Consider the following 11,432-nt stretch of genomic DNA (forward strand, 5'->3'; position numbering starts at 1 on the left):
GAAGTAAAAACTGAGATAATAGAAGGATAGTGCGACACTTTTACTTCAGTGTACAGTTAACAGTTGGCGGTTGACAGTTAAGTTCAAAAGCACTAAATCCCTTTAAAGTATAAGGTTTTGTCTTTTTACTGTAAACTGTCCACTGTCAACCGTCAACTCTAAGGAAGTGTCGCAATATCCCCATAGTCCGAATTAAAATTCTGCCTAGTTTCATCACTTGTCACTCATTACTCTTCATAATCTCCAATCTCATCTACCTTCAATGATAATAATTGTGATACTCCAGACTCCTGCATAGTAACTCCATATAAGGCATTGGCTGCTGCCATAGTCCCTTTTCTATGAGTAATTACAATAAACTGGGCAATCTCTGATAATTGATTTAAATAATTAGCAAACCTATTTACATTTGCGTCATCTAAAGGGGCATCAAGCTCATCTAAGACATAAAATGGACTTGGATTAACCTTTAGCAGTGAGAAGATTAATGCTGTTGCTGTCAGAGCCTTCTCGCCACCAGACATCAATGACAACTTCTGTAGCTTCTTACCTGGTGGCTGAGCATTAATCTCAATTCCTGTCTCTAACAAATCATCTTCATCTTCTAATGATAGTTGAGCCTGACCACCTTCAAACAAGTCTGTAAATATCTTTTCAAACTCTACTTTTACTTTATGGAAATTGTCTAAGAACTTCTCTTTCATCTCATCCTCTATCTCGCTAATTACCTCTTCTAAGGACTCTTTGGATTCAACTAAATCCTGATGCTGTTCCTGTAAGAAATTAAATCGTTTACTTAGAGTTTCATACTCTTCAATTGCCCCTAAATTAACAGGTTCTAACCTCTTCATTGATCTCTTGAGATTCTTAATCTCTTTTTCAACTTGGTTCTGGTCAGCAATCTTTTTAATATCAACACTTGCCTCTTCAACACTCAGCTCATACTCTTCTTGTAGCTTGCTTTGAATATTCTCTAATTTAACCTGTAGCTGTGCTACATCAATCTCAACCTTATTATAGTCTTTTTGTAAATTCTCATATTTGGCTCTAATATCTTTAGACTCCTGCTGATAGTCTTGAATCTTAGCTTTAATCTCTGAAATCTCTATTCTAAACTCATCAAGAAGTTTTTTTAAACGGACAACCGCTTTACTCATCTCTTCCTTCTCTTTATCTAGCTCTTGCTTTCTAAAGCTAAGTTGTTTGTCTTTACCTTCTAAACGCTTAATCTCTTCTTTTTTATTATTAATCTCCTCTTTAGCATAAGCTATTGCCTTCTCTTTAGACTCTAGTTCTTCAGATAAGCTACCCTTTTCTTGCTTTAAAGCAGCTATAGCTACCTTTAACTCTGTAATTTCATCTGTATATAAAGCCTTATTCTTCTCAAGCTTCTTTATCTCTTCTTCTAACTTTATGACCTTCTCCTTAATACTAGAATCATCATTATTCAACCTGCTTAATGCTTGGGATAACTCTTTACTTTCAGACTCTAAGTTAGCAACTTCTTGCTCAATTCTTTTTATATTATAATCTTTATCAGCTAGCTCACCTTTTAAACGTTCAACCTCTCTATTAGCCTGCTGATAATCCTTTAAGTAATTCGCCTCTTCTAACTCCAATTGATGGATTCTATCTTCTAACTTAGTCAATTTTTTTTCAGATTCAACTAATCTATCTTTGACCTTTAAACCTAATGCTTCTCTTTCATTTAATCGAAGGTTCAATTCTTCAACCTCATCAGATAAGCTTTCAATCTCTCTTGATCTACCTAATAGATTATTGTTCTGATTTCGGCTCCCTCCAGTCATAGCTCCTCCTGGGTTAACAACATCACCATCTAAAGTTACTACCTTGATCCTTTTGTTAGCAGCCTTAGATACTTCAACAGCAGCATCAATATCTTTAGCAATTACTACCCTACCAAGGAGATTCTCAATAACACTTCTGTATTTAGAATCATAACTAATCAAATCTTTGGCAATACCGATAGCACCCTCTATCTCTAAAGCAGAGAGTTCTCGTTGATTTAAAGAACGAGAAGATATTAAATTGAGAGGAAGAAAGGTAGCTCGTCCACCTTTACTTGATTTTAGGTAGGCAATTGCTGTTTTAGCAACTTGATCATCTTCTACAACTACATTCTGTAAAGTACTACCTAAGGAAACTTCAATAGCAGTTTCATACTCTTGGGGTGTATTAATTAATTCTGCTATTACCCCACAAACTCCTTCTATTTGAGCGGTCTCTTCAATATGCTTGAATAGATTTTTAACACCTCTATAATACCCTTCATAATTCTCTTCCATTCCCTCAAGCACCTTTAGTCTTGATTTCTTAGAATTCAAACTATCTTTTATCTCTTCATATTGATCTCTTAGAGAGTTTAGGTTATTTTGAAGCTGACTATAATTGGATTTCTCTCTGTTATGTTCCTTACGATAACCGTTAACCTTTTCTTTAATCTCTTCAAGCTTACCTTCTTTATTTTCCATCTTTTCTAATGCTTTATCAACTTCTATAATTATAGATTCTTTTTGCTCCAGCAAGGCAGTTATATCCTCTTGATAACGTTTAATATCTCTACTTGCTGTTTCTAATTGATGTTGCTGCCTATTAATTTTGGTGATTTGATTTAGTTGATTATCTTGAAACCCCTTCTTAATCTCAGATTTCTCTTCTAATGATTTAGATAAAGTAGCTAGCTCTCCATTCTTTTTCTCAAGCAATAGAGACTTTGCTTTAACCTTCTCTACTAACTCTGCCTCTTTACTATCTTTTTTAGCAATCTCTTCTTTATTTAAATTAATTCTATCTTCCAAACGGTTAATCTCATTTTCTAATCTATTCTTCTGCTCTATAATATTATCTTGTTGCTGTTTGGCTAAAGCTAACTTGTTATCAATCCGCTCCACACTACTTTTAGCCTCAAAGATATTCTCTTTTTGCTGGTCAGAATCTAGAGTTAGCTCTTCTAGGCGTTTCTTCTCTTTATCTATCCTTAAATCATATTCACTAACAGCTGATTTAGCCTCTGTTAATTGATAGGATAATCTCTGCTTACTAGTAATATCTTGGTCAAGCTTCTCCTCTAATTCCAAATAAATATTAGCTAATAAGTTAACTTCTAACTCTTTTAGTTCACTTCTATACTCTTGATATTTTTTCGCCTTCTTAGACTCTTTCTCTAAAGGCTCTACTTGCCTCTCTATTTCATGGATAATATCCTTTATTCGCTGTAGCTTCTGCTCTGTACTATCTAACTTCTTTTCAGCCTCTTCTTTACGGTTTTTATGTTTGCTGATTCCAGCAGCCTCTTCAAAAAGCTCCCTTCTATCTACAGAGTTTTCACTTAATATAGCTTCAACCTTCCCTTGCCCAATTATCGAATAAGCATCCTTACCTATCCCTGTATCCATAAATAGCTCTTTAATATCCTTTAAACGACAGCTATTGTTATTAATTAAGTAATCACTCTCTCCACTGCGAGTTACTCTCCTACCAATAGTCACCTCTTTATAGTCAATTGGCAAAGCACCATCTCGATTATCAAGGGTTAAAGTAACCTCTGCTAAGCCTAAAGCCCTTCTTTTACCACTACCTGCAAAGATAACATCCTCCATCTTACCCCCTCTTAGGGTTTTGGCACTCTGCTCACCTAATACCCAGCGGATAGCATCAGAAATATTACTCTTTCCACTACCATTAGGACCTATAATCCCGGTAATAGCAGGTTCAAAGTCTACTTTTACTCTATCAGCAAAGGACTTAAATCCTTTGATTGTTATACTCTTTAGAAACATACATTTCCCCCTTTCTTGCATAAAAATCATGAATTCATCCAATAAATCAAATATATTTGTATAATAAAAACATCATAATAATTTTAGTCTAAGATTAAGGTTAATCCTGAGCAAACATGAAAAATTATTTTAATCTTTTGCTTAGACTTAAGCTTAAATTAATTCTGTATTTTATAAAGACTCAAATTTTATTTTAACATAAATATATCAAAAAATAAACAAAACTATAACCTCCTTAGTAAAAACAATAGAGGTTATAGTCTTTATTAAATATTTGTTTTAATTATCTTGGCTCAACAATAAACTTAATAGCCGTTCTTTCTTGACCATCAATCTCAATTTCAGAAAAAGCAGGAATTGCAACTAAATCTATACCATTTGGTGCTATAAACCCTCTTACAATAGCAATTGCTTTTACAGCTTGATTTATAGCTCCAGCTCCAACACCCTGTAACTCTGCTCTACCTTCTTCACGTATTACAGCAGCTAACGCTCCAGCTACAGACTTAGGCTTTGAAGATGATGATACTTTCAACATTTCCATATTATTTCCTCCCTTAATTTAGCCTATTAATTATTCCTTATATTCATATATAGTAAGTTAGTTGTTATATTATTACTAATTTAGAAAATAAATTTTATTTTAATATCTCCCCTTGCTAAAGTATCATCATCGCTAATAATTACCTCTTCAATTTGATATCTGTTATAGAGGTAGGCTAAATTACTGTTTTTCTGTCCTCTTAGGTTAGACATATCTTTAGGATTGATTATCAATTTTAACTTCTTAATAGCTCTTTGACTAATCTCATCTTCAATCTTATTCAACAACAGCTTAGACTCTACTAGCTGTCTGAATGAAGGGTGGAAGGGTCCTGCCAGAACCTCTTTAGAATTGACACCTTCAGAAGGCTGTAAGCCTATTCTAATTACATTAATCCCCGCTTTTTTAAACATCTCTAATAATTTAGCACTGATATCAACTGCTTCTTCTAAAGATAATGGTTGATACTTACCCAATCTATATAGGTTGGCTAACTCAGTATTCCTGATAACCAAGGTAGGATATATCCGTACAAAATCAGGATTAAACTCAATAATCTCTGCTACTGTAGCCAACTCCGTAGCTTCTGTACTATTAGGTAACCCAGGCATGACCTGTAATCCTAATTTAAAACCATAGCTCTTGATTAAAGAGACTGCTCTTTTAACATCTGCTTTACTATGCCCCCTAGTTGAAGCAAATAATACATCATCATCTAGAGATTGAACCCCTAACTCAATAATACCTACACCATACTCCTTTAACCTCTCTAAAATCTCTTTATCTATATAATCAGGTCTAGTAGATAATCTAATACCAGTAATAAAGCCTTTATCTAAAAACATTTTAGCAGCAGAGAGTAGCTCCAACTGATATCTAGGATCAATCCCTGTAAAACTTCCCCCATAAAAAGCAACCTCAATCCTTTTGGCTGATTTAGGAATTGTGCTTAAGTAATCATTAATTTTATCTATAACTTCATCACCAGTTAACTCTCTTTTAATCCCAGTAATCTCCCGTTGATTGCAGAATACACAATCATGAGGACAACCTAAGTGAGGAACAAAAACTGGAATAATATAATTACTCTTGCTCATTTTCCTTTACCTGCCTAGCAATCTCTTTAAGTTCATCAATCTCATCCTTATCTAAAAATCTATATGTACCTAACTTTAAATCTTCATCTAAGGATAAAGGTCCCATTTTAATCCTTTTTAGCTCTAATACTGGATGACCTACTGACTTGAGCATCCTTTTAACCTGATGCTTTCTACCCTCGTGAATCTCTAAAGATACTATAGATTTGTTATTAAACTCTACAACCCTTTCTGCCTTAGCAGGTGCAGTCCACCCATCACCCAATTGCACTCCACGCTCTAGGGCCTTTAATTTAGCATCATTAGGCACACCATCAACGGTAGCCAAATATTCCTTACTGATTTGATGGCTAGGATGGGTTAAAGCATAAGCAACCTCTCCATCATTGGTTAATAATAATAATCCTTCGGTATCATAATCTAATCTACCTACTGGATATATTCTCTCTTTTACCTTAACTAGATCTATTACTGTCTTTCTTCCCTTAGGATCACTTACTGTTGTAACACATTCTCTAGGTTTATTTAACAAAATATAGACCAACTTCTCTTTTCTAATCTTCTTATCATTGACCTCTATATCATCTTTCTGTGGATTAACCTTAAATCCTAATTCCTTTACTACCTTGCCATTAACCTTAACTTTCCCTTGCTCTATCAATTTTTCACTCTGTCTTCTTGATGCTACTCCTGCTCTAGCCATTACTTTCTGTAATCTTTCCATCAACTAACACCTCAATTTATTTATTTATTACTACAATTATTCTTATTCTAGTATAATAGTAAATCTCCTTGTTAAAAATAGATTTGGATTTTAGCTGATAACTTTTTCCAAAAATTATTTACTGCAGTATCTTCAACATAACGATCAGAAATCAACTCTATTCTATCCAATAACTTGTCATCTTGATCATATAAAGCAAGACTTCCAAGCTTCTCCCCCTTCTTGATCGGTAAAGTTATATTCTTCTTGATTTCAATTACTTTTTTTATCTTAGTACTACTACCTTTAGGGAGAACGTAATTAAATTCTTTAGCAGCTTTTAGCTTGACCTCTTGCTCATGAATAGATATTTGGTGAACCTCTTCCCCCTTAGCAATTACTTCTACCTTTTGATAATGGTTGAACCCATAATTTAATAATGCTAAAGATTCATTCCACATAGCTCCACTCTTTAAGACTACACTGACCAACTGCTGACCATCTTTGGTAGCAGAAGAGACTAAACACCTTCCAGCTGCTCTAGTATAACCAGTTTTAACACCGTCAACTATATCAGAACGGGTTAATAGTTTATTAGTATTGGTTAAAATTCTATCCCAACTATGGCCTGGCCACTCGATTCTCTTCTTATGTGTTGAAACTATCTTTGCAAAAAGTGGATTCTGTAGAGCATAACGAGCTATTTGTGCCAAATCATAAGCTGTTGTTAAATGACCTTCTTGGGGTAGACCATTGGGATTTTTAAAGGTTGTATGTAATGCTCCTATTTCTCTTGCTTTAAGGTTCATCATTTTAGCAAAATTTTCTACAGAACCACCAATGTGTTCAGCAATTGCTACAGCAGCATCATTGCCTGATTTTAACAAAAGTCCATAGACCATCTCTTCTAAAGTTAAAGTTTCATTAGGAACTAAATAGATAGATGAGCCACCTTCATAAGCTGCTCGTTTACTAGCAGTGACTTTATCAGAAAGGTTTCCATTCTCTATTGCTAAAATTCCAGTCATAATCTTAGTGGTACTGGCAGGGGCACGACGCTGATGAACATTCTTCTGATAAAGTATCTGACCTGTTTCTACATCAATTAAAATAGCAGATTGTGCCGAAACTTGAGGATATGCTAAAGCAGTTGTATTGATTGCTAATATTAAAGTAAATATCATTGTTAATATTATTAAATATTTTTTGACCATGGTTACACCTCCAAAAATTCAAAGGAAAAGTGAAGGTCTCCCCTTCACTTTAGTCTGTTATAAACTAACCTCTACATCTGTATTATCTTCTTTTTTGTTCTTGTTATTTTGCTTAGTAAGACCTTTGAGATGATCTAATAATTCTGGAGCCAAGTTTACTAAGCGCTCAACAACTGCATTATTATTTACTGGTAATAACCTAACCTGCCCTTCACTGACTACCAAAAAAGCAATCGGTTGTAGCATTACTCCAGCTCCACTACCTCCACCAAAATTTGTACCTTTATTAGATGAGCCTTTTTCCTTATCATCCTCTTCACCACTATTCTCTCTTAATAGATATTCAGCACCACCTGCTGCAAAACCAAAATTAACCTTTGAAACAGGGATGATTACACTGCCGTCCTGAGTCTCTACTGGATCCCCCACAATAGTATTTACATCAACCATAGTTTTTATATTCTCCATTGCTGTAGACATTATATTTTCAATTGGGTGGTCGGCCATTTTTCTTTAACCTCCTTTTAAGCTGAGAAATTAATATCTTCAATCCCATATGTATAATATCACCTATCTTAAAAGTAAATATACCCTCAAACTCCATCCCAAAATCCTGGGGATAATTAAAGGAAGGGTCTACTTTGATAACAGGGGTAGCTTCAAATCTTATAAAATTTTGTAAAATAGAAACAACAGAACCTTTAACTGCCCAAATCATTCCTGTTAAGATTCCTGTGTAAGCCTGATTTACCAATCCAAAATTGGTAACCCACCAAAAATCATCGCATTTATCAATTATTACCACAACATCTTCTATATGTGTAAAGACCTTTTTAACTTGATTAAAGAAGTTAATAATATGTGCTATATCCCCTTTATTTCTCTCTCCTTCTTCTAACTTCTCATCTATCTTTACTTCCCTTTTAAACCTTTCATTTACTCTACCTATAAACTCAAAATCTGAAAAGGAAAACCGTTCCTCAATCTCTACATAAGGTAATTTGAATCTATATTTAAAGAAGGTAAAATTGAGTTTAGCTACCAAATCATCACCTTCTTGCTGGACATTAATATCAATCATAAACCTTATCTTGCCAAAACGTAAAATAATTAAGATTAAAAGGATTAAAATTAATATTATCATGTGACCCCCCTTTCAACCTATAATAGTTATCTTATCCATAGCTTCTAAATTGTATACTAAATTTATTAATTTGCTAAGCTTTCTAAAGCTAAATCTAAGATCTAAAAAGTAAAGATACAATTTCATTATTCCTTTTAGGATAATATAAAATACAGACTAGTAAAAATTTATAATTGTATCTTTAAATGACAAAAGCACTTGAGCTAGCTCAAGTGCTTTAATTTAGATTAAACTATATAAAATATTGATACTCATACAGAGTAAACCTTAATAGAGAAAAAACGACACTTTTTATAATGATAAATTTACTAGCCACAGGTTTCAACCTGTGGTGATGATGACATGTTACACTACGGGTTAAAACCCGTAGCTAAAACTTATTATCAATTGCTTTCTCTAGCTCTTCATCATGTAACTCTGTAAACTCCTGAGCTGGTGGTAGCTCATCTAAACCATTCATCCCCATATACTGCAAAAACTCGACTGTAGTACCATAGAGAATTGGATTTCCGATAGTATCCTTTCTCCCTTGCTCTTCTATTAAACCCCGCTTCTGTAACGTCTTTAAAGCCTTCTCGACATTGACCCCTCTAATATCCTCAACCTCTGCTCTAGTAGCAGGCTGTTTATAAGCAATAATCGCTAAGGTCTCTAAAGCAGCTTGGCTTAAAGTATTATTCATCTCCGGTTTATGTAGTTCTTTGATAAAAGGAAGAAATTCCGCTTTAGTCTGTAATTGATAGCCATTACTGACCTGTACCAACTCAATCCCCTTATCTCCTCTAGTATACTCTGCTTCAAGTAACTCTAAAGCATCTTTGATATCCTTAACTCCAATCTCTAAGACCTCTTTGAATACCTTGATTGGCAAAGGGTCTGTTGCCATAAACAATAATGCTTCTATCGCAGCCTTTACTTCAACTTTACTTAGCACCGACCACCACTCCCTAAACGGTAAATCATAATCTCATCAAAGTTGTTATCCTGTTTAATCTTGACTTCATTGATTTTAATTAACTCTAATAATGCCATAAAAGTAACAACTACCTCTAACCTAGAGCTGAATTGAGAGAACAGGTCCATAAAGCTAATCCCACTATCAATTGCAACCAATTTCTGCATAATATAGCCCTGTTGCTCTTTAATAGTAATCTCTTCTGCTTGTAAATGGTCTAAAGCATCTACCTTATCTTCTTGATTATCACTCTTTTTTCTCTTCTTTTTCTTCAAAGCTTTATGAAAAGCAGAAATAAATTGATCTATCGTAACCCCTTCTAGAGGATTAGACTTTTCAAACTCCAACTCACTTAACAAAGGAGCTACATTACGAGTATATGACTTCCTCTGTTTCTGCTCAAAATCCTGTAGCTCTAAAGCCAATTGTTTATACTTCTTATACTCTAATAGCTTCTCCACCAACTCTTGACGAGGGTCTATTTCTTCCTCATCATCGCCATTTCTCTCTTTAGGCAATAAGGTCTGGGCTTTGATCTCCATTAGCTGTGCTGCCATAATTAGAAACTCGCTAGCTACATCTAAATCTAACCTCTGCATATTAGCAATATAATCTAAATACTGGCGAGTAATCTTAGCAATAGGAATATCATAAATCTCTACTTTATTCTTCTTCAATAAATGCATCAATAGATCAATAGGACCTTGAAAAGCATCAATCTTCACTTCATAGCCCATACGCTCACCTCTAATCTTATCTTAGATTCATGGCAGTTCTGACTTGAGTTAATGTCTCTTTAGCTATAGCTCTAGCTTTCTTAGCACCTTCAGCTAAAATCTCATCAACAATTTCTGGATTAGCCTCTAGCTCTCTTCTCTTTTCATGGATTTCAGCTAAGTAATCGACAATTGAATCTGCTAATATCTTCTTACAGTCCATACAGCCTAAAGTAGCATTACGACAGCCCTCTCCCACCTCTTCAACTCTATCTGGAGTAAATAATTTATGGTAAGAATAGACTGAACAGACCTCAGGATTACCAGGGTCTTTTAATCTGATTCTTTGTGGATCTGTCACCATACTCTTAACCTTTCTTGCAATCTCTTCAGGGCTATCAGCCAAATAGATAGAGTTACCATAGCTTTTACTCATCTTACGACCATCTAAACCTAATAACTTAGTAACCTCACCTAGCTTAGCCTCTGGCTCTGGGAAGGTCTCACCATATAAGTGGTTAAATCTTCGAGCAAGCTCTCTAGTAATTTCAATATGTGGTAATTGATCTTCACCAACTGGAACTGTAGTCCCTTTAAAGACCAAAATATCAGCAGCCTGTAAGACTGGATACTCTAACAATCCAAAGGGAATAGAGTCCTTTACGCCCAGCTCTTGGACCTGCTCTTTATAAGTTGGATTTCTCTCTAAGCGTGAAACCGATACAATCATTGATAGTAATAAATTCAGCTCAGCAATCTCTGGTACATGGGATTGAACAAAAATAATACTTCTTTCAGGATCAATTCCTGCAGCAATCCAATCGATTACTTGCCCTCTGATGTTATCTTGCAATTGAGTAGTATCTTCATATTTAGTAGTCAAGGCATGCCAATCGGCAACCTCAAAGATACAGTTATATTCATCTTGGAGCTGTTTCCAGTTATCAAGTACCCCAATTAAATGTCCTAGATGTAATTTTCCAGTAGGACGCATCCCACTTAATATTGTTCCTTTCTTCGACATAACAAATCCTCCCTTTTTAAATACAATGAATAGTTAATAATTAATGGTGAATAGTAAAAAATTCAAAACTATATATAGATATCCAAGTCTAAAGTGTAATAAAAGACTAAAGATCAAAAGCTAAAGATTAGCAGCAAATTAACACGAATTAAAGATTAAAAGATTAATTAATCTTTTAGTTTTATTCGCGTAAATTCGGTAGATTCGTTGCTGAAAGTTATCTTTTAAGGTTTTT

The 11,432-nt window shown here is 34.4% G+C and carries 10 protein-coding genes; all 10 read right to left on the reverse strand.

Translation table 11 applies throughout. The features are described 5' to 3' along the window. Positions 1 to 227: 227 nt before the first annotated feature. On the reverse strand, positions 228 to 3,800 hold the full coding sequence (gene smc / locus ACTCDL_RS00675) for a chromosome segregation protein SMC (protein WP_463173292.1): 3,573 nt from the start codon (positions 3,798 to 3,800) through the stop codon (positions 228 to 230). Between the two features lie 283 nt (positions 3,801 to 4,083). Further along, positions 4,084 to 4,344: a stage V sporulation protein S gene (locus tag ACTCDL_RS00680; protein ID WP_463173293.1), complete on the reverse strand. Its 261-nt coding sequence runs from the start codon at positions 4,342 to 4,344 to the stop codon at positions 4,084 to 4,086. 80 nt (positions 4,345 to 4,424) lie between these two features. Beyond that, positions 4,425 to 5,441 carry an elongator complex protein 3 gene (locus ACTCDL_RS00685; protein WP_463173294.1) on the reverse strand — a complete coding sequence of 339 codons (1,017 nt, stop codon included), beginning with the start codon at positions 5,439 to 5,441 and terminating at the stop codon, positions 4,425 to 4,427. Further along, positions 5,428 to 6,165 (reverse strand): pseudouridine synthase, encoded by a 738-nt coding sequence (locus ACTCDL_RS00690; RefSeq protein WP_463173295.1) that lies wholly within the window; start codon positions 6,163 to 6,165, stop codon positions 5,428 to 5,430. The genes ACTCDL_RS00685 and ACTCDL_RS00690 overlap by 14 nt, the downstream gene beginning before the upstream one ends. A 71-nt stretch (positions 6,166 to 6,236) precedes the next feature. Beyond that, positions 6,237 to 7,358, reverse strand: a complete 1,122-nt coding sequence (locus ACTCDL_RS00695; RefSeq protein WP_463173296.1) for a D-alanyl-D-alanine carboxypeptidase family protein — start codon at positions 7,356 to 7,358, stop codon at positions 6,237 to 6,239. A gap of 57 nt (positions 7,359 to 7,415) precedes the next feature. Then, on the reverse strand, positions 7,416 to 7,865 hold the full coding sequence (gene ytfJ, locus ACTCDL_RS00700) for a GerW family sporulation protein (RefSeq protein WP_463173297.1): 450 nt from the start codon (positions 7,863 to 7,865) through the stop codon (positions 7,416 to 7,418). Further along, positions 7,846 to 8,502, reverse strand: a complete 657-nt coding sequence (locus tag ACTCDL_RS00705) for a DUF2953 domain-containing protein (RefSeq protein ID WP_463173298.1) — start codon at positions 8,500 to 8,502, stop codon at positions 7,846 to 7,848. Before ACTCDL_RS00705 ends, ytfJ begins: the two co-directional genes overlap by 20 nt. A gap of 370 nt (positions 8,503 to 8,872) precedes the next feature. Further along, entirely contained in the window at positions 8,873 to 9,436 is a 564-nt protein-coding gene (gene scpB / locus ACTCDL_RS00710) for an SMC-Scp complex subunit ScpB (protein WP_463173299.1), read from the reverse strand. After that, complete coding sequence (locus ACTCDL_RS00715; RefSeq protein ID WP_463173300.1) at positions 9,430 to 10,194, reverse strand: segregation and condensation protein A; 765 nt, start codon at positions 10,192 to 10,194, stop codon at positions 9,430 to 9,432. Before ACTCDL_RS00715 ends, scpB begins: the two co-directional genes overlap by 7 nt. Before the next feature lie 16 nt (positions 10,195 to 10,210). After that, positions 10,211 to 11,197 carry a tryptophan--tRNA ligase gene (gene trpS / locus ACTCDL_RS00720; RefSeq protein ID WP_463173301.1) on the reverse strand — a complete coding sequence of 329 codons (987 nt, stop codon included), beginning with the start codon at positions 11,195 to 11,197 and terminating at the stop codon, positions 10,211 to 10,213. Positions 11,198 to 11,432: the final 235 nt, after the last annotated feature.

It is taken from the genome of Orenia sp., assembly GCF_055140805.1.

Excerpts from the sequence above, each read along its gene's own strand:
- trpS (WP_463173301.1), bottom strand. The coding sequence starts at position 11,197 with ATGTCGAAGAAAGGAACAATATTAAGTGGGATGCGTCCTACTGGAAAA.
- ACTCDL_RS00705 (WP_463173298.1), bottom strand. The coding sequence starts at position 8,502 with ATGATAATATTAATTTTAATCCTTTTAATCTTAATTATTTTACGTTTT.
- smc (WP_463173292.1), bottom strand. The coding sequence starts at position 3,800 with ATGTTTCTAAAGAGTATAACAATCAAAGGATTTAAGTCCTTTGCTGAT.
- ytfJ (WP_463173297.1), bottom strand. The coding sequence starts at position 7,865 with ATGGCCGACCACCCAATTGAAAATATAATGTCTACAGCAATGGAGAAT.
- ACTCDL_RS00680 (WP_463173293.1), bottom strand. The coding sequence starts at position 4,344 with ATGGAAATGTTGAAAGTATCATCATCTTCAAAGCCTAAGTCTGTAGCT.
- ACTCDL_RS00690 (WP_463173295.1), bottom strand. The coding sequence starts at position 6,165 with ATGGAAAGATTACAGAAAGTAATGGCTAGAGCAGGAGTAGCATCAAGA.
- ACTCDL_RS00685 (WP_463173294.1), bottom strand. The coding sequence starts at position 5,441 with ATGAGCAAGAGTAATTATATTATTCCAGTTTTTGTTCCTCACTTAGGT.
- ACTCDL_RS00695 (WP_463173296.1), bottom strand. The coding sequence starts at position 7,358 with ATGGTCAAAAAATATTTAATAATATTAACAATGATATTTACTTTAATA.
- ACTCDL_RS00715 (WP_463173300.1), bottom strand. The coding sequence starts at position 10,194 with ATGGGCTATGAAGTGAAGATTGATGCTTTTCAAGGTCCTATTGATCTA.